The sequence below is a fragment of the Bacillus sp. NPDC057893 genome (genome assembly GCF_042796455.1).
GTDB lineage: Bacteria > Bacillota > Bacilli > Bacillales > Bacillaceae_G > Bacillus_A.
This window is the reverse complement of the sequence record NZ_JBHVNG010000001.1, coordinates 41426-66098: the sequence shown is the minus strand read 5'-3', so window position 1 is coordinate 66098 and position 24673 is coordinate 41426. Positions and strand designations below refer to the sequence as shown.

Genomic DNA, 24673 nt, shown 5'->3' with positions numbered 1-24673 from the left:
CAATTACTGATGGAAGTTTATTTTCTATCACAATTCGTAAAAGACAAAGGGAGAGAATAAAAATGCCAAAGACAAAATTTGAAAAGGTACTCCTCATCGTAAATCCAAAGGCAGGACAAGGTGATTTACATACTAACTTAGCGAAAATCGTACCACCACTTGCCGCAGCTTTTCCTGACTTACATATCCTTCATACGAAGCAACAAGGTGATGCAACAAAATATTGTCAGGAGTTTGCTAGTAAAGTAGATTTAATTATCGTCTTCGGTGGTGACGGAACTGTATTTGAATGCACAAATGGCTTAGCCCCTCTTGAAACTAGACCTACCCTTGCAATCATTCCAGGCGGAACTTGCAACGACTTCTCTCGCACACTTGGTGTTCCGCAAAATATTGCAGAAGCAGCAAAACTCATTACAAAAGGACATGTAAAACCAATTGATGTCGCAAAAGCAAACGGACAACATTTCTTAAACTTCTGGGGTATTGGACTCGTCTCTGAAGTATCAAACAATATTGATGCAGAAGAGAAAGCAAAGCTTGGTAAAATCGGTTACTACTTAAGCACCATTCGAACTGTAAAAAACGCTGAAACATTCCCAGTAAAAATAACTTACGACGGACAAGTATATGAAGACGAAGCTGTCCTTGTTATGGTTGGAAACGGTGAATATCTCGGGGGTATCCCATCCTTTATTCCGAACGTAAAATGTGATGACGGAACACTTGATATTTTCGTAGTCAAATCAACAGGCATTCAAGCGTTTAAAGATTATATCGGAAAGAAACTATTTGAAGACACAAACGAAAATGACATCTTCCACGTAAAAGCGAAATCCATTCATATTGAAACAGAAGAAGAAAAAGAAGTAGATACAGATGGAGAAAGTTCGCTCCATACACCATGCCATATTGAACTATTACAAGGACACTTTACGATGATTTATAATCCTGCGTTTGTATAATTACTATTTCAATATAATTTTAATAATTACTAACCTTCGCATTTTTTAAAAAAATACAGTATAATGAATAACTAAAAGGTTGTTAACAAAAATCGTTAACAACCTTTTTTGTTTTTTCTAAAAAACTTTTCAATTTAAAGGAGCGATCACATGTATTGGAGAAAAAATGATAAACCTGTAGAAGAACCAGAAGCAATTGCTGTGTGGGAATGCGAAGCAGACGACTGCCTTGGATGGATGCGTAAAAACTTTTCTTTAGAAGATAAGCCGCAATGCCCGTTGTGTAAAGGCGACATGAAAAGCAGCGAACGATTACTACAGAAGTTATAATACCTTTCCCTCTTTATCTTTTATATACTGAAAAGATAGAGGATTTTATTTCTCCTTATCTACAGTACAAGTTGCTTCCTAATTATAAATAATGAAAGAAGCAGCTATTACGTAGAATAGCTGCTTCTTTCAATCTATAACTTCTTCATCGCTATAAATTCCATATAATATTCCCCTAAATTTATTTCTATTCATCATCCCCCTTACTCACTACATACTACACTTCTTTCGGAAGAACAATTTTTTTATACAATTGAACTGTAATGAAATAATAAAACACATAAATGACTAAGAAAATAATAATCGGCAGCCAAATACGGAAATATGGATTATCTATTAAGAACGAGAACATGCTCATTCCGACTAATACGTGCATTATACCTACGATCGCTGGGAACAAGAAAACTAAAAGTAACTCTTTATAAATTGATTTCGTTAATAGCTCATAACGCACACCAATTTTACGAAGCATTTGATAGCGAATAATATCTTTTGAAGCACCAGAAAGAATTTTAAACATTAAACAGCTTGCCAGCATCGCTAAGAAAGCTATGCCTAAGAAAAATCCCATAAATACTGTTCCACTGTAAGTACTGTAATATCCTTCATACAGCATATATTTACTCAAAAGATGTACTTCTTTCATATCTTTATATTTAGCTAGCTCTAATTCATCGATTTTTTTCCATTCTTCTTTATACGTTATAAAATTGTCCGTTTTCCCCAGTATTATAATTTCTTCTTTACCTTGTATCCCGTCATACATCTTTTGATCTACAATTTGTATCTTTTGACTAGGATTCATATATGTCTTTTGAAGAGACCTTAAAACATTTCCCCACTCTTCTGGAATTACATTGGTATTATCCTCATTTTTTTCTTGGCTATGACTTAAAACGGCTCCCACAATTAGCTCCCTCGAAACAGGAACGAATCGGCTACTATTCTCGTCTTTTCCAGTACGTGTTAGCGGACGATTTCTTTCTAAATCTTCTTTCAATTGATAAATAAACTGCTCATCTACTTTGTATCGATATTCATTCTTTTCTTTAAATGTAATGCTATCTAATATTTTCTTTTCTTCTGCTGTGGGATTTTTAATTTCGACATCATAGTATTCTGCACTCTCCACCATATTTGTGACATTATTTTTTAACGCCATACCACTGGAGATTGCACCCGCACCGAGAGCCACTAACATAGCAACTGTCGCTAATACTTTCGTTAAACTATTAATAGAAAAACTCAACTGTGCAAACGTAAACGCATTGATTCCTTTTTCACTACGATTTTTATTCGCTTTTAGTTTGTTAATAATAATGGGAAGGAATGATGCAAATAGCATGTAAGTTCCTAATGTTACTGTAATTGTAGCAATGATAAATCCTGATTCCTTTAACTCTTTCATATAAATCATCGAAGCATAACCAACTGCTAATAAAATAATTGATAAAAGTGCTACTATATTCGTTAGTTTTCCTTTAGTAGGCGTATGCTCTGTGTGACTATTGGAGTGAACGAGTTGTAATAACGAATTACGCGCTAGTTTCATACCATTCATAATTGCGGACAACATAAATAATGCAATGAAAAAGATGAAAGTAACAATGATTGATGGTACATAAAATGCATGATAACCACCACCACCAGTAAATTCTAGTTCCTTCATTAGCAAATGGCCAACACCTTGCGCCAAGATTATACCGAATATCACACCTACTATAAGAGATACTATTCCTAATACAATTGTTTCAATAAACATGAGCAATGTAATTTTATGCTTTTTTGCCCCTAATACCATATACATACCAAATTCTTTTTGCCGAAGTGATAATAAAAATGAATTGGCGTATAAAATATAAAATAATGTAATGAAGCCTAATAAAAATGATCCTGTTTGGAAGACTGAAAAAATTCCATCCATGGAATTCCCTTCGATAAATGTTTTATTTAACGCTAACGTTTGAAACATATAAAAAATTGAAATAGACATAATAAGCCCAACTAATAAGACCATATAGTCTTTTCGTTTACTTTTTAGTCCCGACATGGAAAGTTTGAATAACATGTTGAACCTTCTTTCTTATGCTTTTTGTGTACCTAAATCTGCAAGCACATCTAAAATTTCTTTATAAAACTCTTCACGAGTACCTCTGCGATGAATTTCTTTATACAATTCTCCATCTTGGATGAATAAAATACGTCGGCAATAACTTGCGCTTAATGGATCGTGTGTAACCATCATAATTGAAACATCCTGTTCTTCATTTAAGTTGGTCATCGCCTCTAATAAACTTTTCGCATTTTTAGAATCAAGCGCTCCTGTTGGCTCATCTCCTAAAATTATTGCTGGCTCATGTACAAGTGCACGAGCCGCCGCCGAACGTTGTTTTTGTCCACCAGATACTTCGGACGGATATTTTTGAAGAATCTCTGAAATTCCTAACATCTCTGCTACCTTTTTCACCTTTAATCCAATTCTTTTCGAATGAACACCTTGCAGAGAAAGCGGTAATGCAATGTTTTCATAGATTGATAAATTTTCAAGTAAGTTAAAATCTTGAAAGATAAACCCTAGTTTCTCTGAGCGAAAATCAGATAATTCCCCTTGCTTCATTTTCGTAATATCTGTTCCAGCAATTTCAACAATTCCACCTGTCGCTTTATCTAATGTAGAAATTACATTCAATAATGTTGTTTTTCCTGAACCAGATGGTCCCATAATCCCAACGAATTCACCCTCTTGAATCGAGAACGATACATTCTTTAGTGCATGCGATTGGCTCTCACCTTTTTTGCCGTATACCTTTTGTACATTCTTTACCTCTACAACTGATGCTGTCATTTATATCCTCCTACACTTCTTTTTCCTATTTTTATTTTCCTTACATATTTTCCGAGCATTTCTTAACCCATTTCTAAGTATAGATAGCATTTCTTAATAAATAGCAGCGGATATTCTTAATATTTCTTTAAGAATATGAAAAAGTCCCAAAGCTAGTAGCTTGGGACTTTTGATTTCTATATTCTATTTTTGAGTAAGAAATAAAGACTTTATTTCTCCTCTTAATCTTACTCTACCTAAAAAAAAATGATATTCATCTATACTTTTCTACCCTTTAGGTTCTACTAAAATGACATCTTCTAAATCATATAAATTCGCCTTTGGTTTTGCATAAATAATATGTGCAAGGCCATATTTATCCGGCTCTTGATCTATTACCTCCGCTACTTCAAGACCAGGTGGTATTTTCCGGCTCAATTCAGAGGTAATAATGCTATCACCTATTTTTATTTCTTTCGCTTTATCTGATGGAATATTATCAATTCGAAGAGCTTGTTTTTCCTTATCATACCCTGTGACAAATCCTAAAATGGATGAGTTATTTTGGAAGGTGATTGCTAAACGATTTGTTCGTTCATCTTTCGTAATTAATTTCACAATAGATGTAAATTGATCTACACTCTCTACCTTTCCAATAAGACCACTCACCGTCATAACAGCCATATCAACCTTTACACCATGTTGTACCCCTCTATCAAGAGCGATTTTTCCATACCAATCTTCTGCTACACGCCTTACTACTGTAGCTTGAATTAAATTATATTTTCCTTGTTCCTTTAATTCTCTCGTCTTGTTGATAAGCTTAGTAAGGTTTTCTTTCTCCTCACTTAACATTTGCACTTTACTCTTTAACGATTCTTGGTTCTCGATTTTTTCTTGCAATAATTGATTCTCTTTATATACTTTATAAATGTCTTCTATATTGTTAACAATATAGAAGACATGCCTATTATTCGTACATACATACATCATCAATAAAACAAAAAGAATAATTGAAAGAAATAATAATATTTTCCTCTTAGAAACCTGCATAATCATCCTGTTACTCCTTACCATTTTTTATCTACACAATATAGAATACTAGTAGTTGTATACAGAAGAAATGCAGTTTAGATAAAGTTCAGATAATCTTTATCTTCTTTATAAAAATTTTAGAAATTATCATATACTGCCATTACATTTGAAGCTTGATCGTTACTTTATCTATTGAATACAACTTATCATTTCTATAACTAGACATGCTTTATTGTTACTTTTTCTTTTGCTTTAGTGGGCATTTCGTCACCTTGTATTTCTTCCCATTTCATACCATACGTCCCTTTAGACTTAATCTTTAAATATGCTCCTATTCGTAAATGTTTTGAAGAAGTCATCATAATTTTTTGTTCTTTCCCAGATTCATCATATCCTTTAAATTTATAGTTCCATCTACCAAAACCATTACTTTTGGCTTCATATTCCCCATCATTGTCGACAACAGCATAATAAATATCTTCTTTAATAAAAGGATTGAGTTGATCTACAATCGGTCCACCTTTCACTACAAGTAATGTAACTCCAACTATAATCAATATCATAAACGCACTTAATTTTTTCATATAACTTTCGATTCTCCACTTCTCTGTTTTATTAGTCAATGTCCCCCTGAATGATGGAATAAGACTCCCTCTAAATCAATAGCAACACTATCACTCATTCTTCCCTAATTAGAAGGTAACCGATATTTCTAATTAAGTTGGCAATAAGATAATAAATTGAATAACCCCATTTTCATATTCCGCTCGAATTTCTCCTTTGTGCAATTCAACAATGCTTTTTGCAATTGCAAGCCCCAAGCCTGAACCTTCTACAGCTCTACTTCTAGATTGATCTTTTTTATAAAAACGCTCAAATAAGTTCTCTAACTCTTTTTTTGTAAATTCTTCACTATGATTTGCTATTGAGACTTTAATATGACGTTCTTCCCTTTGAATAGAAACTTTAATTTCTCTCTTTTCTATACTATATTTGATTGCATTTATTAAGAGATTTTCAAATACACGCACCATTTTTTCCGAGTCCACAAGAGCGTATATACGCTCTTCCTGGAATTCTTTCACAAAAGAAAGATTATGTTCCTCCGCTTGTGGTACTAGCTCTTCTATTAATTGATCAAGTAGTTCATTCATGCACACTTCTTGCAGATTTAATGCCATATTTTCATCTGTTAGTTTTGTATACTCAAACAAATTCTCTATTAACATCTTCAACTGCTCTGATTTTGAAAAAGCAATTTTTATATACTCATCATGCTGTTCTTTATTTTCATATTTCGCATCACCTAGTAAACATAAATACCCCATAATAGAAGTAAGTGGTGTTCTTAAATCATGTGATACATTTGTAATCAATTCACTTTTTTGTTTCTCTATTTGTTTTTCTTTTTCTATATTAGCCAAAAGCTTTTCTGCCATTTGATTAATATTTGAAGTTAATACACCTATTTCATCTTGACCTGCCTGTTTGATTTTATATTGTAAGTTCCCTTTCGAAAACTCCCTTACTCCTTCTGCCATTGCTTCAATCTGATTCATCTTTCTTTTCGTTATATAAAAGAAAGAAAGTAGAAAAGTAATAAAACCTAGTAAAGATGGGAATGGACTACTACCGTTCACTACATACTTTACATTTCCTTGTGGTATACCACTTGCAATGACATACATATTTTTCGTATTAACAGTAACTGGATAAAAGGTTGTAAACTCCTTACGCTTTTGTTCAGCTCTATCTTGAATTAAATTTTGTGCTTCTACATAGCGTACTTGATCCATTTTAAAATCCATTACATTACGCATCGTCTCATGAAGATTAATCTGTTCTTCCGGTGCTCCCTTTGTTTTATAAACGACTTTCCCATTCTCATCTATTATTAAAACCTTCAATTGATTTTGATGATTTAATTGATCAAGCAGTTCTTGTATATTAATTTCCTTACCCTCTTCTGTCATACTTTCAACAAGCCTTTGTGTCTGTCCATCAATGGCTTCCATACCTGATGCATAATCAATGATAGAAATTTTATTCGCATCCTCGAAAAAGGAAGATGAAGACCACCCTACTAATACACCAAGTAATGTACAGAAAGTAAATGTAGTAATTAGCTGTACCCGTATACTCTTCTGCAAATAACTAACTGTTTTACCTATCATTTTTTTAAAAACTTGATTCATCCATATTATCGGTTCAAATATCTTTCTCAATCTTGTAGCCAACTCCCCATACTGTTTTAATGTAACGAGGCTTCCTTGGAATTGCCTCTATCTTTTCACGTATTTTCCGAATATGTACCATCACAGTATTATCGGGTTGGAAAGCTTGCTCTTTCCATACTCTTTCATAAATTTGTTCTACATTTAATACCATTCCTTGATTTCGTGCAAGCAATTCTAATACCTCAAACTCTCTCGGTGTCAATTTCACCTCTTCATTTGCAATAATGACCTGCCGCGTTGCTATATTTATCTTTATATCTCCAACTTCAAATACATTTTCATCTTTTACACTCGCCCCGCTCATTTTCATATATCTCCGAAGTTGTGATTTAATACGAGCAATGAGTTCAAGTGGATTAAATGGTTTTGCTACGTAATCGTCTGCTCCAGTTGTTAACCCTAAAATCTTGTCCATATCTTGCGTTTTTGCCGACAGCATAATAATGGGCATTTCCGCTATTTCTCTCACTTTCATGCACATATGAATACCATCTATTTTCGGCATCATAATATCAAGTACAATTAGATGCACGTCTCTTTTCCTTACTATTTCTAACCCCTCTTCACCATCTCCAGCTTGTAATACTTCGTAACCTTCATTCTTCAAATAGATGGCGATAAGTTTTCTAATTTCCTTCTCATCGTCCACGATAAGTATCGTTCCTTTACTCACAAAATCTCCTCCAGCATCATTTACCAAACTATGAATGTTGCTTTACTTCACTCACTACTGCATTCTTCTTATGCATATACACATAAGAAATACTAGAAACTATGATAACGATGCCACCAAAATATATACCATACTCGGTCACAAGGGTTACTATCATTTCTATGTGCTTTCCAAATATAGAGCCTAGTACAAAGTAAACTAACGTCCAAACAAATCCTGTCACATATGAATAAATCACATACGTTTTAAATGACATGTTATTCATTCCTACTAAATACGGTACGATATGTCTCACAACGGGGATAAAATAACTTATTACTAATGCATAATGACCATATTTTCCTACTATCTCTTGTGATTTTAAAAGGTACTTTGCCTTTTTCTTTTTCATCAATTTTTCAAGTACTTTTATGCCAAATATTTTCCCTAGTATGTACCCTAAAGAAAGACCTGATACAACACCTAAATATGTTAATAAAAACGCAGGAATGACACTTAATACGCCTAATGAAGATACAAATCCACCACTCATTACAATCATTTCATCTGGAATCGGCATACCGATAATACCGAGCCATAAGCAGAAAAATAGTGCCCAATAACCGTACTGCTCAATATATGATAATAATTCATGTAATTCCATTATGCATATGCTCTCCTTAGCTCTTTTTTACAGCTAAAGACGTAGGCTGGCGGGAAATTGAACCACACTTTTTCTAGTGTAATTTCAGGGAAGAAATGCTGTATAAATCCTTTTTTTACAAGTGAATATTGAAATGTAATGAATTCCCCATTCTCATGTATCGCTTCCATTGCATTGTTTAAAATGCGTTTTGAAACTTCTTCTGGTAAAGAAGTAAAAGGCAATCCTGATAAGACGTAATCAATGCATTCTATATTGAACTCTTCCATATATTTCTTTATATTTTCAGCCGAACCGTGTACAACAATGACGTTCTGCTCATCTTTAAATTTGCTCTTTAGCTCTTTGCAAAACACTTCATTAATTTCGATAAGAAGAAATATTGTCTCCTTCTTCTTTCGCTTCATAATTTCTTTCGTAAAGACTCCTGTACCAGGACCTAATTCCACAATGCACTTCGCTCTATTAAAATCAATTACATCTACCATTTTCTTTGCTAATATTTTTGAACTTGGCGCAATCGCACCAGTATGTTTCGGGTGTTTAATAAATTCATTTAAGAATGTTATGAGCTGCATGTAAACCTCTCCTCATTCGTTCCATAGTTTTTAACTTGTGTCTAAGTATAACTATCGTTTCTTAACAAAAATTGAGGAGATTTCTTAAGATTTTATGAAGAATTAAAGAATAGCTATCGCTTACAGCGATAGCTACCGTGAGGTAAGATTGTATTTGAACAGCCTTCAGCCTTCAAGCTAAGTGTATCAATAGCCATATAGTTTTTTAGCTGTACTTATCAATTTATTTTTTATTAAAATCCTTATATCCATATTAATAAAATATTTTATATTATAATTATCTAATCTTAATAAATTTATTTATTTGATATAATAGATATTAAATGAATAAATTTATTAAGGTGGTGTTTTACGAACTACTTAAAAGGAGAAGATAGAAAATAATGAATAATTCCATCGACCTACAATACTTATGTGATCTTGTACATAGAACCTTTCATGTACCTGTTCATTTTTTATCTACCAACAGAAAAATTTTATATCAATCTACTTCTAATACTATTTGTAGTCCTTTTTATTCTTCTAAAGAAGAACATCTTAATGAAATTTATCAAGAAAATGCTCCTTGTAATTTCCCACTTTTTAAAGGGAATGAGTATCTTGAAAATTTCATTATTATTCATATAACAAATCACGAACATATAAAAGGAACTATTATAATTGGTCCTACTACCTATCCAAAAGTATCAGATGAAATGGCTATTAAACTTATGAAGTATTTCAACTGTAATAATAAAATGCAACAAGGAGTAGACTACTATCAATTTTTACCTGAGATTAAAAAAAGTACTCTTATTGATATAAGTATTTGGTTACATTACGTAATTTTCAATGAAAAATTAGATAGAGATCTTGTTTGGGAAAAAAACAAATTACTAGAGGACATTTCTTATAAAATCGTAAACCCTGATCTATATATTTCAAAACGTCGCCGGAACGATCCGCAAAATTACAACATATCATTAGAACGCAAATTTTTTTCAGCAATTAAAGAGGGAAATAAAGAAAAAGTAATACAATATGCGTATTCATTCCCTCAAGAAGATGCGGCAATTGTATCAAAAGGAGATCAACTTAGAAACCAAAAAAATAATGGTATTATAGCAATTACCCTAGCTATTCGGTATGCGATAGATGGTAATCTTCCGTCAGATATTGCTTTTTCACTTGGTACTTTATATATCCAAACCATCGAAAAACTAGATAACATGTATTCAGTAAATAGATTAATTGAAGATGCATTATGTACTTTTGCAGAACGTGTTAAAGAATATAGTAATCAAGAATATTCTAATTCAATAACTACATGCCTAAATCATATTCACAAACATATTTACGATGAAATATCTCTCAATGATCTTGCTAACCTTTTAGATATTTCTCCTGCCTATTTATCTAAATTGTTTAAAAAAGAAGTAGGGATTCCTTTAAGTGAGTATGTTCAAAGAGAACGAGTAGAGGAAGCAAAAAAGTTATTAACATTAACGACCTATCCATTATCAGATATTTGTACCTGGCTTAATTTTAATGACCAAAGTTATTTCACAAGAGTCTTCAAAAAAATCACTAGTATGACTCCTAGACAATATCGTGAAAATCATACCGTAATATAACAACACCTTCTTAACATGAGGTGAGATAGATGGAATACTAGCTCACCTTCATCCATTCAATTAGTAATACCATCACGATTTACTTCTTCTTAATTTAATAAACATGTACCTCGATTTTATACTCTTCTAATCTTTCCATACCTTTATTCTCCTTCATCCAAATTGATTTTAATAAATTTTTAACCGCATTCAAAAAAGTACAAAAATGACAAATAAATTACTATAAATAAGTTAATGAATTTGGTAATTTTTTAGTACTAAGCAAATTAGCCTTTCAACTAATCCATAATTTCTTCGCTATATACATGTGAAAGCTAAAATAGGATGTTTATACAATGTGGCGCTTGAATTATTGATAATAGCTACTTCCATAGTGATTAACTAATAACTTCCTAAGTCAGAAAGATATAGAAAACATATTGTTAGGAGAATAAAAAGCATGAGTAGTACTAATATATCAAAATCGATGCAACTGACTATTATGTCTAAACAACCTGCTGATCGCTCTCTATCACCATACGATGATAGAGAGCGAATTGAAGATCATCTATTACGCTCATACATTTCAGAAAAAGAAATATTGATTACTTATTATAAAGATGATTATTTTCCTACAAGTTGTATGACTGTAATTGAAATAAATCCTTTGAAGCGTTCTGTAATATGCATAGATACCTTTGACCGTAAACATACTTTTAACTTTATTGACATAATAGATGTACGTTAATTCTGTCCTCCTCTTAGTAGTACTAATATTGCAAAATAAAAAATAGCCATCCACCTCATAAAAAATCAGGTAAATGGCTATTTTTCTAATTTCTATTCTCTTACAGCTACCGTCTATTACTTCGCGCTCACAATCTTATAATAAGAGCGAACTGTTAAGAAGTAATATCCGATATAAATGACACCGTATACCCCTATACTAATTAGGAGCGGAATCATAATTTCAAATGGTAATATGTTCCCTAAACCTTTTAATGCAAACAAGCTGTGTAAAATTCCGATTACTAACGGAATCGCAAAGATAAAGCTTACTTGTTTTGCGATAGCTTTTTTCATTTCCTGTTTCGTTACCCCGACTTTACGAAGTACAACATAACGCTCACGATCAGCATTTGCTTCTGTTAATTGCTTGAAGTAAATGATAGAACCTGTTGCTAGTAAGAATACAAGTCCTAAGAACATTCCGATGAACATCATTAGTCCAGTTCCTTCAAGCCCCATTTGGAAACCAGTGTAGAAATCTCTAAATGATGGTACCATTTCTGATTCACCAGCTGGCATCAATTTTGTTAATTTTTCTGTTAATACTTTACTGTTTCTTTCATCTTTTACATCAATATTTTTTACAACACGTGTTCCAAATGCTTGCTTCGCTTGTTCATATGTTTCATCTGAAACGACAACAACTAGTTCACCTAGGTTCGTAATTGCATTATCATTTGCGCCTTGAATCGCTAATTTCTTCGTTTCATTTCCAATTTGGAATACCGCTTTATTTCCTTTATATTGAGGGCTAAACTCATGCCCTTCCATATAAGAACTATCATATATAAATGCTTCACCAGCAGCTACATTCACTGTTTCTGCATCGATTTTTTTAGCAAGTTTATTAAATTCAGATTGAGACATAAATTGATATTTCTCTGAGATACTGTAGTTCATATTAAGGATGAAATCAACTTTATCTCCTTCAAACTTTCCTTTTACAGGAACCATCTCAACTTCAAATTGATCTTTTACAGGATGATTCTCTTCCTCTTCAGCAAAAATCGCATTTACTTTCTTATCTAGTTCTGCATCTTTTTTCTCATAAGAATAGCTGTATGGCGCGAATGCTTTTGATTGTGTAAATGTGTTGTAATACATCGTAACTGACGTACCAACTGCTGTTAATGTTACCGCACTTAAAATAGAAATTGTTGCAAGTGACTTTGCATTCCCTTTAATACGATATAGTAGCTGTGATGTCGTTATCATATTCATACCGTTATAAAACGATGATTTATTATTTCTTGCACGTTTTAATACGAATACTGTAAAGAACATAAATAGTAAGTACGTACCTAATACTGTCGCAAGTAAAATATAAAGTGCAACTGCCATAAAGTCTGCATACTTAACTGCCTTCATGAACATTAATGCTAAGAAATAACCTGAACCGATTAAGAAAATTGAAATTAACGCCATAATTACAGATCCTTTTGGCATTGCTTCTCCTTCGCGTTCTGCGCGGAAAAGTTCAATTAGCTTGAATCGATAAATTAAACGATATCCTTGAAGTGATGTATACAATATAATCACAAAGAAAATAATTGCTGTATCAACAATTGCAGCCATCGGTACTTCAAAATGAACATTTAAATTTAATCCCATCATACTTACTAGTAGTTCAAGGAATAGTTTTGAAAGAACGCTACCAATCGCAATTCCGATAATTAAAGACATTAATCCCATTAACATATTTTCATAAAAGAGCATTTTACCGATCTGTCTTTTTCGAATACCTAGTAACGAATATAGCCCAACTTCTTTTTTACGCTTCCGTGTAAAGAAACCGTTCGAATATATAATGAACACCGCTACGAAGATGATTAGCATGACACTTGAAACTTGAAACGCACCGCTAATTTTTTTAGAACCTTCCGCAGCTTTTTCCATTTGTGAATTATATTGTAGTGCTTTAAATGTAAAGTAAATTACAATACTAAAAATCATAGATGCAAAATATACAAAATAGTCTTTAAAGTTCCGCTGTATGTTGCGGAGGGCAATGCTAGATAAGGTCATCAGCCATACCTCCAGAAATGGAAGACATTACGTCAACGACTTTTTGGAAGAATTGTTTACGTGTTAATTCACCGCGGTGCAATTCTTTATATAACTCACCATCTTTAATGAAAATAACTCGTTTACAGTAACTTGCCGCAAATGCATCGTGCGTTACCATTAAAATTGTTGAGTTATCATATTCATTTAACGACTTCATACTTTCAAGTAAATCTGTTGCAGATTTTGAATCAAGTGCTCCAGTTGGCTCGTCCCCGAAAATCATACTCGGATTTGTAACGATTGCACGTGATGCCGCGCAGCGCTGCTTCTGTCCGCCAGATACTTGATATGGGAACTGACTTAAAATATGATCAATACCGAATTTCTTTGAGATTTCAAGAACGCGGCGATCAATTTCACTCGCTTTCACCTTTGATAACGCAAGAGGTAACGCAATATTTTCTTTTACCGTTAATGTATCTAATAAGTTATAATCTTGGAAGATGAAACCTAAATGATCGCGGCGGAACAAAGCTAGCTTATCATCATTCATCTTCACGATATCTTTTCCATCAATTAGAATTTCACCGTCCGTCGCATTATCAATTGTAGAAAGAACATTTAAAAGAGTCGTCTTACCAGAACCAGAAGGTCCCATAATTCCAACGAACTCACCTTCTTTTACTTGTAAGTTAATACCTTTTAAAGCTGCAAATTTATTCCCACCTGTGTCATACACTTTTTCAATATTTTTTGCTTCTAACACTGTTTTCATCTCGACATCCCTCATTTCTTCTATTCTCTATTTTCAACTATATACACTCTCTACTTTTGCCACTATCGATGTTTCTTACACAAACATGACAGTTATGTAAGGCGCATAAGTAAAGACATAAAAATTTAACCTACTGAATGAAAGTACTTTGTTACTATAGCATTGGGATATCATACCATCCATTCATTCTCCTTACAGGAACATTACAATTTTGTAAGGTGAAAAAATATCATCGTTTCAAAGGTATTTAGAAGAATTAAGAGACAAAATTTCAAGGCGCATAGCAAAAAAGCCCTAACTAACTCGTCAATATCGGTTAGTTAGAGCCTTCTTTTGTAAAGTATTCTCTAGTATCTGTTCTTAGCTTTTCTGGTAAAACAATATCAAGTTCTTTATCTAACCACGCAAGGGTCTTTTTACGAAGAAACTCCCGCATATGCTCTTCCGCCTCAAGCATTACTAAATTAATTGTGCAAGAAGAATTGCTCGATTCACAAGAATTACAGGTCTTGTCTCGATATAGTAGACCGTTCTGCACAATATTTTTGCATTGAAAAATTGGTTTTGGTCCTTCGACAGCCTCTATTACATCCCAAAAAGAAATATCTTCTGGAGATTTAGCTAATCTATAACCTCCCTTTACCCCAGGGACAGAGCTTACAATACCAGCCTTAGATAATTTACCGAAAACTTTTGAAAGAAACGTTTCCGAAAGTCCTTGGAACTCTGCTAAGTCTTTTATTCCAACGCTTTCTTTTGAAGGAGCAGTAACTAAATAAACTAAACAATGTAAAGCATATTCAACCCCAACACTATATTGCATATATACTCACCTGCTTCTAATTTTAAGGGTTATCAAATTGTATCTTAGGAGTATTTCAAGTTTTAGTCAAATAAAACAAGTCTTGCGTGTACTACATTTGACAAAAATAATTATAATGATTATATTAAAGACTAACTTAATCGACGATTAAATTAGTCTTTAATTAAAAATAAACAAATTGTTTTTAGGGGGAAATATAAATGACTAAAACACTTATCATAAATGCGCATCCAAAAATAGATGATACATCATCAGTTAGCATACAAGTTTTCAATCACTTTTTAGAATCATATAAAGAAGTAATTTCTAACAGTGAAGTAGTTGAACAAATTAATCTATACAGTGACGTAGTCCCTATGATAGATCAAACAGTTTTAAGTGCATGGGACAAACAACGAAATGAAATAGAATTAACTAACGAAGAGAAAAAAGTAACGGAGCGAATGGGTGAAATTTTACAGCAGTTTAAAAGTGCCAATACGTATATTATCGTATTACCTTTGCACAATTTTAATATTCCATCAAAATTAAAAGATTATATGGACAATATCATGATTGCACGTGAAACATTTAAATATACTGAAACTGGATCAGTTGGATTACTTAACGATGGAAGAAGAATGCTTGTCATACAAGCAAGCGGATCAATCTATACAAATGATGATTGGTATACAGAAGTTGATTACTCTCATAAATATTTGAAATCCATGTTTAATTTCCTTGGTATTGAAGATTTTCAAATGATTCGAGCACAAGGAACTACTTTACTAGATCAAAATGAAGTATTACAAAAAGCATATAAAGAAGTTGAAGAAGCAGCTTCAAGATTGGCTACTAAATAAAAAAACTTCTTTATGCATTACAAAATGTATGGGGGCGTATTTATTCTGAATGGTTCCCTTCTTCAAACTATGAACTAGCAGAAGGGCCGGAAATATTGTGGAATGAAAGTAAAGACGTATCCTCGCCGAATTTCAGAAGTGCGATATGGGTACCTGTTTTGAAGAAATAATATAAGGGTCTAAACTGTTTCAAAATAAAGAAGCTACTCTTCCTCTTTAAAGGAAAAGCAGCTTCTTATTTTATCCCGCTATTTGCGGGCAGTAAAACTCCCAACTCAAAATTCAGGTGGAGCAAAGAAGTTAGGTGGAAGCCCTGCTACCCGTAAACGCCCGATTGGTGAGGGCTGATAATCAGTGGGGAATGAACAAACCCCTCACTGATTAAAGTTTCACTTTATACTTCTTCTCGACTCGTTCTTATACAAGAAAATAGTAATAATCGTAAGTACTATAACAACTACAAAAGTAAACACTCTGTAATTCGAGATCGTAGCAGTACCGATTAACAAGGCAGGTATAACAGCCGTAATTAAACCACCAAACATACCGAAAAACGATCCTACACTTTGTTTTACTATTTGAGTTTCTGATACCCAATCATAATAACCAAATCGATTATTAATAAAAATCCCCCATACTGCCGAAAAGAATGAATATGCTATCGGTGTTATTGCGATTAAAAGAGAACTCCAAACATCTAGTTTTAACCCTATTATCAGTAATACGGCACTGATAAGTGATGCAGGTATACTTAATGAAAGATTCATAAGAATTTTACTGTCATAAATCATCTTTGGCGCTATAGGCAACGACTTAATAATCCATACATTTTTTCCTTCTAATGACAATGACACACATGTTGTACACGTCATCGAAATCGCTGCTGCAATAGCAAATGGCGCAACCTTCTGCAACAACGGCTCAATTCCAGGATACGCTATTAATTGACTTGGTCCTACTACAACTATAGCTAGGGCAAAAGCTAGCGCCATCACAACTCCCATTCCACTATTTATGACATACACTGTAGAAGAAAAGAAACGTTTCAGTTCTTTTTTATATAACGCGACCAATACACTTTCTTTTCTCATACTATTAATCTCATAATTTGAAAGCATATGATAAGTGGTAATCTCTGTATTTATTTGCTTATATTTTAACGAAAGTATTTTTACAAAAAGATAATACCAAATAACCGATATCCCAACGAATAGGACGAAAGCTACAATATCAGCATTAACAATTGCTTTTTGAAACATGTTAGCTAATGGATACACTTTAGTTAGTTGCTCTGAAACAATTGCACCAATCCCATTCATATCATTAAGGCTATATTGAGCATTTCCGTTTTTTAGCATAAAGAAGCCGAATGTAATAATTACTATAAAACTTAAAACCGTAGTTATTTTATTCGTATTTTTAAATTTAGAAGCGATTGCCGTAATCATAGCTCCAAAGATCGCTGCGATTGTTGTTGGAATTAAAGATGCTATAAACATACCGATGAACCACATAAAGTAAAAAGAAACTGATGGATTCTCATGTATGCCATAAACAACTCCCATTGGTAGCATGATTATGATTGAAAAGATTGTATTCAGCAAATATAAATACAAAAACCTACTTGTAATAACAGTACTTACACGAATCGGTAATGACATTAAAAGATCGTAGTCCTTAAAAGCAAAAATTTCTCCATTTGCCTTAAATATAGTGAAAAACAACGTCAATACACTGCTAATAACTAGTGCATAAACTGGAATAATTTCACTTATTCCCAAGCTCACCAACCCATATGCTGAGGCTCCGCAATATAACATTAACATGACACCAACTAAGGCAATAGATGCTGACAGTAAAATCTTATTCTGCTTCTTTTTCTTATCTTTTTCGTATTTAAAAGTATTTAAACCGAGCTGCGTTATCAACCGGATTTTTAAAAGCTCTAGACTATTAGTATTCATTAGCAAGCTCCTTCATAAAGAGCTCTTCCAATGAGCCTTCCTTTATTAAAGAATTCACTTCCCCTGAAAGTGCTAATTTCCCTCTATTAATCATCGCTATTTTATTACATAACTTCTCCGCCACATCTAAAACATGAGTAGAAAAGAAAATCGCATTTCCCTTTTCACAAAGCTCCTTCATAATACCTTTCAATACTACAGCAGCCTTTGGATCAAGACCAACGAAAGGTTCATCTAAAACTAATAATTTCGGTTTATGCAAAACCGCTGATATAATCGCCACTTTTTGTTTCATACCATGTGAATAAGAAGATATTAAATCACCTAGGTACGGTGTAATCTCAAAAGCATCTCCATACTTTTGTATCTCCTTTTCCCGATCTTTTGCAGACACCTTAAACACATCCGCAACAAAGTTTAAATATTGAATTCCTGTTAATTGCTCATATAAATCTGGATTATCGGGAATATACGCCATTACTCTCTTACATGCAATCGGATCCTTTTTTACTGAATGTCCATCAACAAAAATTTCACCCTCTTCAAAATCTATAACTCCTACTAACGACTTAATTGTTGTACTTTTCCCCGCACCGTTATGTCCAATAAATCCAAAGATATCTCCTGCTTGAACAGTAATATTTAAATGATCTACTGCTTTCTTGCCACCTTTGTATGTCTTGCTAAAATTTATAATTTCTAACATGTGATTTCCCCCAAACTATCTTTGGTTAAAAAACAAAATATTCAGACTGTAAAGCCTTTAATTTTACTCAGCAAGTCTTTTATTATCCTCACTGAGTATTAGAACCTGTTAACACATAAAAACTATAAATATAAAATTTGATTAGTGTAGTTCAATCTCTTATTGCTCACAATTGCATTTCTTTTTTATATAAAACGTAAGAATATAAATTCGTTATGAGAACAGCAACTACTATAATCCCAAGCATCATATAAGATCTCCAATCAGCTGGAGCGAAAACGCTTATAATCATAATAAGTCCTAAAGCCACAAATACTTTTCCGCTAAATCGATGTGTTTTCCGCCATACTTCTTCATTACTTAACGTCCAAGGATTACGCATCCCAACGAAAAAGTTAGGCTTACACTGCGGTAAATAATTACCCATCACTAAAAATAAAACACCAACTAATAATTCTGGAACTCGATTAATGAATAAATTATATCCTAGTCCACTTGTAATAATATCTATATTTCCTACAAATAGTAGCAGGAGTATCCCGTTATTCATCATCATAAAAGCTTTAGCAAATTTCTCGTAATTTGCTCTCCTTGGATCAATCTTTGGTATCACATTTAGAAATACATATAATGCAATCATAATTCCAACCATAGAAATCATTCCGTAAAGTTTAGAAGAATAGCCATCTACCTTACCACCACTCCAATGTGTCGCGATTGTATCCGGCAAATGAGGCCAAGCAAACGCCCAAGCTAAACAAGTTGTAACAATTAATATAATTGCAAAAAGATGTTTTTTCACCTTTCCTGCACTCCCCTGTTTTTAATTCACTCATTCTATACTATTTCTTTTTATAAATAACATATGAATTTATTGTTGGTATGAAGGTACATATTCACATCACTCCAGCCAACACAAATTCTATATTATTCTATTAAGACCCTATCTCTTTCTTATAAGCCACATAAGAATATCCCATCGTTAATCCTACCGCCCCAATAATAATTCCAACCATTAAGAAAGCTTTCCATGCTGCAGGTGCAAAAACACTTAAAATCATAATAACTCCTAGTACAACAAACACCTTTCCGCTAAAACGATGCGTCTTTCTCCACACTTCTTCGTTACTTAACGTCCACGGTGTTTTTATACCTACGAAGTAGTTTGGCTTACATTGTGGTAAATAGTTGCCGATGACTATAAATAACAGACCAACAAGAATATATGGTGTACTATTCATCGGAATGTCATAACCTAATCCTACCCCAATCACGAGCATGTTTACTAAAAACAATACTACTAATACGCTATAATTCATTATCGTATAACTTCTAGAAAACTTATCGTAGTTCTTTTTCTTAGGATCAATTTTAGGAGTAATTGTTAATAAAACATAGGTGAAAATCATAATCCCAAGTAGCAACAGCATTGCATTAAATTTGGAAGCAAAGCCATTCACACCTTCAGTCCCCCAATGAATTGCCATCGTGTCAGGCAAATTCGGCCAAGCATATGCCCAAGCTAAACCAGTTATAAGAATCAATATAATTGCAAAAAGATGCTTCCTCATTTCCCCTCTTCCCCCTTATTCGTAAACGTAAACACCCAAGTCAATAAATCCTGAAATACAGTTGTGTTCAAAGAATACATAACGAATTGCCCTCTTTTTTCATCTTGGATAAGTTCAGCATTTTTAAGCGCATTTAGGTGATGAGAAATACTTGGCTTTGTCATATTGAACTGTTCAGCAATTTCGCCAGCAGTTAAATCGCCTTCTTTTAATAAATCTAAAATTTTTCGCCTTGTTGGGTCTGCTAATGCTTTGAATGCTTGATTCAATGTCTTTCTTCCTTTCGATAATTAGACATTTAGATATTTATCTAAATGTTAAAATGTTTTTAGTTAATTGTCAATTATATATGCAGCCCTTTTTACTTTTCTCACCTTTAACCTATACTGTTAACTAGCTTATATTTCAACATAATGAAAAGACGAGAAACACATGTTACACTATAGCTACAATTGTTTTTTAGGAGGAATATACATATGTATAAAATTTTAATCGTTGAAGACGATCCAAATATTTCATCATTACTACAATCTCATATTCAAAAATACGGCTATGATGCTGTTGTTGCAGAGAACTTCGATGATATTATGGAATCGTTTAATGCCGTGAAACCACATCTTGTTTTACTTGATGTAAACTTACCGAAATTTGATGGATTCTACTGGTGCCGTCAAATTCGTCATGAATCTACTTGTCCAATTATTTTCATTTCGGCTCGTGCTGGCGAAATGGAACAAATTATGGCGATTGAAAGCGGTGCGGATGATTACATTACGAAACCGTTCCACTATGACGTTGTAATGGCAAAAATTAAAGGGCAATTACGCCGTATTTACGGTGATTATGCACCAAATATTTCTGAGCGTATCGTTGAGGTTGAAGGACTAAAACTATTCCCTGAGCGTCCAGAAATTCATTTTGGAGCTGAGCAAGTTCTTTTAACGAAGAAAGAAGCAATTTTAGCAGAAATGTTATTATCTAAATTTCCTCGTACAGCAAGTCGTGAAGATTTACTAGCCGCTCTTTGGGACGACGAAAGCTTCGTTGAGGAAAATACATTAAACGTAAACATCACGCGTCTTCGTAAAAAGTTCAATGAGCTTGGTATTGAAAATGCTATTGAAACAGTACGTGGACTTGGGTATCGTTTTAACGCAACTTGGAGTGAATAAGCATGAAGTTATTTTTACGTGATCATTTTGCATTTTTCCTACTATATGTATTAAACTTCGGAATCATTTTCGTTCTTTATGATGCAGTAGACGGATTTCAAAATAATAAGTTTTACTTCATCGTTTTAAGCTTATACTTATTCATCTGTTTCCTCGCTTATCGTTACGTTCGTAACCGTAGAATGTATCACAGATTAAGTGAACCACCAGAGAAAATGGAAGATGCATTTATTGAAAGAGCGACTGCTCCTATGCCCCACGGTGTAAATGAGCTCGTTCGTACGCAATATCGTCTATTCCAAAAAGACCTACAAACATTTGAAGTAAAACAACAAGAACACCAATTATTTATTAACCACTGGGTACATCAAATGAAAACGCCCGTTTCTGTTATGCAACTTATGGTGCTTGAAATGGAAGATGAACATTTAATCCCGCAATTTAAAAAAGAGTTAGAGCGACTAAATCAAGGACTCGATATGGCTTTATACATGGCAAGATTGAACAACTTCCATGAAGACTTCCATGTTGAGACTGTTTCATTAAAAGATGCTGTAACAAAAAATATTAACGGATTAAAAGAGCTATTCATTCGAAACGGGGTCTTCCCTGTTTTAGAAGTTCATTCAGATTTAAAAGTTGCTTCTGATGCGAAATGGCTAAAGTTCATCATTTATCAGTTGATGACAAATGCTGTTCGTTATTCTGGTGAACGCGGAAAGAAAGTTTTCTTATCAGCTTATCGAAATGGAAAAGATATCATTTTGGAAGTTCGTGATGAGGGCGTTGGTATTCCGCAAGAAGATGTTCGAAGAGTATTTGAACCATTTTACACTGGGAAAAATGGTCGTACATTCGGAGAATCTACTGGTATGGGACTTTATATCGTAAGTAAAATTTGTGATTATTTAGGTCATTCTGTAAAACTAGACTCTGAAGTTGGTAAAGGAACGACGATTAAAATCATCTTCCACAACGCTGCAAACAATCAAGCAGAAAATACGGAGAAGGTGGCCGAAGCATGATCGTAACATATGCTAGCAAAATGTATGAGAATATACTCTCATACATTTTTTGCAATAAAACTACATATCAGCCTTCTAACGAGAGGTACATATTATGACATTTTGGCAATTTGCATTTAAAAATGTAACGCGTAACTCAAGAGCTTATTTTGCCTACTTTTTAAGCAGTTCCTTTTCAATTGCTGTTTTCTTTTCGTTTGCTGTTTATTTATTTCATCCGAAATTAAAAAACTCCAATATGATCTCTGAAGTTTCAGGGTTAATGATATTTTCAGAAGTTGTCATTGTCTTGTTCTCTTTTTTCTTTTTACTATATTCAATCGGATCGTTTTTAAAAGTACGTAAAAAACAATTCGGCGTTTTGACCGTTTTAGGAATATCAAGAAAACAATTACACCGTCTCGTTTTTATGGAAAATATGTTAATCGGTATTTTATCTATCTTTTTCGGGATGCAATTTGGTTTTGTATTTTCACAGTTTTTCTTATTAGTTACAGCGAAAATCACACACCTACCAGGGATATATTTATATTTGCCTACGAGTGCTTTCATTTTAACAACAATTGTTTTTCTTGGTCTTTTTATCGTTGTATCTACATTTACACCGATGCTCATTCGAACGAAAAAATCAGTACATCTCTTAAAAGCAAATGGCGGAAAACAAAAAGAACGAAAGCCATCCATACTCATTTCTCTATTTGGTGCTATATGTTTAATAGGTGGCTACGCTTTAGCGAGCAAACCAATATATTTCGTATCAATAAGCCCACAAATAGGAATAGTTTATATGCTTTCAAGTATTTTCGTCATTCCGGCACTCGTTTCAATCGGAACGTATTTCTTCTTTTCGCAAATTAGTTTCTTGCTCATTCACCTGTTGAAAAAGAGACGGAATTTTTATATGAAGCGTATTAATATGCTCTGGATTTCTGATTTAGCTAGCCGCATTCGATCAAATATTAATATGCTTTTCGTTGTGGCAATGCTATCTACAATTGCTTTTACGATGATTACATTTTTATATGGGTTCGGGAAATTTATGAAACTTGATGTTGAACGAAATTCACCATTCGCATTTTCATATTTCTCATTTGATGAGAATCCATTTACTTCCCAGCACTTAAATTGGCTAGAAAAACAATTAGAAGATGGGCAATTCTCTTACGACAAAATTAGAGTAGATTTATACGCTACGCCTGTAGAAGCGAAAAATAATACAGAAATTTATTATGACACATATGCCATAAAGCAAAGTGACTATAATAAGCTCGCTACGTCATTACAATTACAAAAACTATTTATAAATGAGAATGAAACATATGTATTATCTAGAGCAGCATATGTCCCACTATTTACTTCACTCGATCCAAATTACAATAGAACACATATTACACTCGCTAATACAAATTATAAGCTACAAATAAAAGGGATCAAAATAGATAATACCCTCCCGTCTACTTTTGCTTATGAAACATTAGTATTATCTGATTCTGTCGTTAACAATTTGCCAACTAACACTAAACATGTGACAGTCTATAATTACAACGTAGAAAACTGGGAGAATACATATGCTATTGCTGATGAGTTTGTAAAACGAGCAGATAAAGACCGCGCGAGTATCAAGCACGAAGGATCTCTCGTTCGTATTTTTGAATCAGGCAACTCTTTATACAGAATCAAATCCGGAAGTGCTTCCTACTTCCTCATTGGTACATTCCTTGGGATCATTTTCTTTATTGGAGCTGGTAGTGTACTGTACTTCCGTATGTATACAGATTTAACAAACGAGCAAGAAAAATATGCAACGATTACGAAGATTGGCTTAACAGAATCAGAAATGAAGCGTTCAGCGACCATTCAACTTGGAATCTTATTTTTCGTTCCATACATTATGGCTTCTATTCATACGATGTTTGCGACAAAGATGTTGCAAGATATTATTAACTTATCATTGTTCGCTGAAATTACGGTTGTACTTGTGATTTTTGGAACGGTTGAGATTATCTTTTTCCTATTAATTCGTTCACTTTATATGCAAAAATTATCGCAACATATTAAGTTTTAAATAAGAAAAAGGTGAGCTTTATGAAAAGAGTATGCGGAAAAATCCCCCATGCTCCTT

24 protein-coding genes and 1 pseudogene are annotated in these 24673 nt (G+C 33.3%); 9 read left to right on the top strand and 16 right to left on the bottom strand.

The window, feature by feature from the left end; genetic code table 11:
- Positions 1–62: 62 nt before the first annotated feature.
- Together ACFVQC_RS00420 and ACFVQC_RS00415 are read left to right on the top strand one after the other, a co-directional pair.
- Positions 63–965: a diacylglycerol/lipid kinase family protein gene (locus tag ACFVQC_RS00420; RefSeq protein ID WP_377890698.1), complete on the top strand. Its 903-nt coding sequence runs from the start codon at positions 63–65 to the stop codon at positions 963–965.
- A 150-nt stretch (positions 966–1115) separates the two neighbouring features.
- The gene (locus tag ACFVQC_RS00415) at positions 1116–1295 is read left to right on the top strand and encodes a cold-inducible protein YdjO-related protein (protein ID WP_002067775.1); all 180 of its coding nucleotides are present in this window, start codon (positions 1116–1118) and stop codon (positions 1293–1295) included.
- A 217-nt stretch (positions 1296–1512) separates the two neighbouring features.
- On the opposite strand, the gene ACFVQC_RS00410 is transcribed toward ACFVQC_RS00415, so the two are convergent.
- The 8 genes from ACFVQC_RS00410 to ACFVQC_RS00375 form a co-directional block, all read right to left on the bottom strand.
- Entirely contained in the window at positions 1513–3363 is a 1851-nt protein-coding gene (locus ACFVQC_RS00410) for an FtsX-like permease family protein (protein ID WP_377897179.1), read from the bottom strand.
- 15 nt (positions 3364–3378) lie between these two features.
- Positions 3379–4140, bottom strand: a complete 762-nt coding sequence (locus tag ACFVQC_RS00405; protein WP_377897178.1) for an ABC transporter ATP-binding protein — start codon at positions 4138–4140, stop codon at positions 3379–3381.
- Positions 4141–4407: 267 nt separating this feature from the next.
- Entirely contained in the window at positions 4408–5178 is a 771-nt protein-coding gene (gene mreC / locus ACFVQC_RS00400; protein WP_377897177.1) for a rod shape-determining protein MreC, read from the bottom strand.
- A gap of 194 nt (positions 5179–5372) precedes the next feature.
- Positions 5373–5738 (bottom strand): YxeA family protein, encoded by a 366-nt coding sequence (locus ACFVQC_RS00395; protein WP_377890883.1) that lies wholly within the window; start codon positions 5736–5738, stop codon positions 5373–5375.
- A 132-nt stretch (positions 5739–5870) separates the two neighbouring features.
- Positions 5871–7379, bottom strand: coding sequence for a sensor histidine kinase (locus ACFVQC_RS00390; protein ID WP_377890693.1), 1509 nt, complete (start codon positions 7377–7379; stop codon positions 5871–5873).
- Positions 7363–8064 carry a response regulator transcription factor gene (locus ACFVQC_RS00385; protein ID WP_377897176.1) on the bottom strand — a complete coding sequence of 234 codons (702 nt, stop codon included), beginning with the start codon at positions 8062–8064 and terminating at the stop codon, positions 7363–7365. Before ACFVQC_RS00385 ends, ACFVQC_RS00390 begins: the two co-directional genes overlap by 17 nt.
- A 28-nt stretch (positions 8065–8092) precedes the next feature.
- On the bottom strand, positions 8093–8707 hold the full coding sequence (locus ACFVQC_RS00380) for a DedA family protein (protein ID WP_377890691.1): 615 nt from the start codon (positions 8705–8707) through the stop codon (positions 8093–8095).
- Positions 8707–9285, bottom strand: a complete 579-nt coding sequence (locus ACFVQC_RS00375; protein ID WP_377897175.1) for a class I SAM-dependent methyltransferase — start codon at positions 9283–9285, stop codon at positions 8707–8709. Before ACFVQC_RS00375 ends, ACFVQC_RS00380 begins: the two co-directional genes overlap by 1 nt.
- 383 nt (positions 9286–9668) lie before the next feature.
- Between ACFVQC_RS00375 and ACFVQC_RS00370 the strand changes: the two genes are divergently transcribed.
- Both ACFVQC_RS00370 and ACFVQC_RS00365 read left to right on the top strand, forming a co-directional pair.
- Entirely contained in the window at positions 9669–10898 is a 1230-nt protein-coding gene (locus tag ACFVQC_RS00370; RefSeq protein WP_377897174.1) for a helix-turn-helix domain-containing protein, read from the top strand.
- 439 nt (positions 10899–11337) lie between these two features.
- Complete coding sequence (locus tag ACFVQC_RS00365) at positions 11338–11625, top strand: YolD-like family protein (RefSeq protein ID WP_377897173.1); 288 nt, start codon at positions 11338–11340, stop codon at positions 11623–11625.
- A 116-nt stretch (positions 11626–11741) separates the two neighbouring features.
- On the opposite strand, the gene ACFVQC_RS00360 is transcribed toward ACFVQC_RS00365, so the two are convergent.
- The 3 genes from ACFVQC_RS00360 to ACFVQC_RS00350 all read right to left on the bottom strand — a co-directional run bounded on the left by ACFVQC_RS00360 (position 11742) and on the right by ACFVQC_RS00350 (position 15271).
- Complete coding sequence (locus tag ACFVQC_RS00360; protein WP_377893342.1) at positions 11742–13691, bottom strand: ABC transporter permease; 1950 nt, start codon at positions 13689–13691, stop codon at positions 11742–11744.
- Entirely contained in the window at positions 13678–14448 is a 771-nt protein-coding gene (locus ACFVQC_RS00355; RefSeq protein ID WP_377897172.1) for an ABC transporter ATP-binding protein, read from the bottom strand. The genes ACFVQC_RS00360 and ACFVQC_RS00355 overlap by 14 nt, the downstream gene beginning before the upstream one ends.
- 316 nt (positions 14449–14764) lie before the next feature.
- Positions 14765–15271 carry an RrF2 family transcriptional regulator gene (locus ACFVQC_RS00350; RefSeq protein ID WP_016095911.1) on the bottom strand — a complete coding sequence of 169 codons (507 nt, stop codon included), beginning with the start codon at positions 15269–15271 and terminating at the stop codon, positions 14765–14767.
- Between the two features lie 200 nt (positions 15272–15471).
- Between ACFVQC_RS00350 and ACFVQC_RS00345 the strand changes: the two genes are divergently transcribed.
- On the top strand, positions 15472–16113 hold the full coding sequence (locus tag ACFVQC_RS00345) for an FMN-dependent NADH-azoreductase (protein ID WP_377897171.1): 642 nt from the start codon (positions 15472–15474) through the stop codon (positions 16111–16113).
- A 17-nt stretch (positions 16114–16130) separates the two neighbouring features.
- A pseudogene (locus ACFVQC_RS00340) lies at positions 16131–16283 on the top strand (GyrI-like domain-containing protein); the annotation flags it as partial.
- Between the two features lie 219 nt (positions 16284–16502).
- On the opposite strand, the gene ACFVQC_RS00335 reads toward ACFVQC_RS00340, so the two are convergent.
- From ACFVQC_RS00335 to ACFVQC_RS00315, 5 genes are all read right to left on the bottom strand, one after another.
- Complete coding sequence (locus tag ACFVQC_RS00335; protein ID WP_377897170.1) at positions 16503–18077, bottom strand: permease; 1575 nt, start codon at positions 18075–18077, stop codon at positions 16503–16505.
- Entirely contained in the window at positions 18067–18783 is a 717-nt protein-coding gene (locus ACFVQC_RS00330) for an ABC transporter ATP-binding protein (protein WP_377897169.1), read from the bottom strand. The genes ACFVQC_RS00335 and ACFVQC_RS00330 overlap by 11 nt, the downstream gene beginning before the upstream one ends.
- Before the next feature lie 166 nt (positions 18784–18949).
- Positions 18950–19585: an SdpI family protein gene (locus ACFVQC_RS00325; RefSeq protein ID WP_377897168.1), complete on the bottom strand. Its 636-nt coding sequence runs from the start codon at positions 19583–19585 to the stop codon at positions 18950–18952.
- A 133-nt stretch (positions 19586–19718) separates the two neighbouring features.
- Positions 19719–20354: an SdpI family protein gene (locus ACFVQC_RS00320; RefSeq protein WP_377893351.1), complete on the bottom strand. Its 636-nt coding sequence runs from the start codon at positions 20352–20354 to the stop codon at positions 19719–19721.
- Positions 20351–20623: an autorepressor SdpR family transcription factor gene (locus ACFVQC_RS00315; RefSeq protein ID WP_002089211.1), complete on the bottom strand. Its 273-nt coding sequence runs from the start codon at positions 20621–20623 to the stop codon at positions 20351–20353. The genes ACFVQC_RS00320 and ACFVQC_RS00315 overlap by 4 nt, the downstream gene beginning before the upstream one ends.
- A gap of 207 nt (positions 20624–20830) precedes the next feature.
- Here ACFVQC_RS00315 and ACFVQC_RS00310 point away from each other — a divergent pair, with 207 nt between their 5' ends.
- From ACFVQC_RS00310 to ACFVQC_RS00300, 3 genes are all read left to right on the top strand, one after another.
- Positions 20831–21526, top strand: coding sequence for a response regulator transcription factor (locus ACFVQC_RS00310; RefSeq protein WP_000276730.1), 696 nt, complete (start codon positions 20831–20833; stop codon positions 21524–21526).
- 2 nt (positions 21527–21528) lie between these two features.
- Entirely contained in the window at positions 21529–22551 is a 1023-nt protein-coding gene (locus tag ACFVQC_RS00305; protein WP_002145174.1) for a sensor histidine kinase, read from the top strand.
- Positions 22552–22645: 94 nt separating this feature from the next.
- A complete protein-coding gene (locus ACFVQC_RS00300; protein ID WP_377897167.1) occupies positions 22646–24616 on the top strand; it encodes an FtsX-like permease family protein in 1971 nt (656 codons plus the stop codon).
- Positions 24617–24673 lie beyond the last annotated feature (57 nt).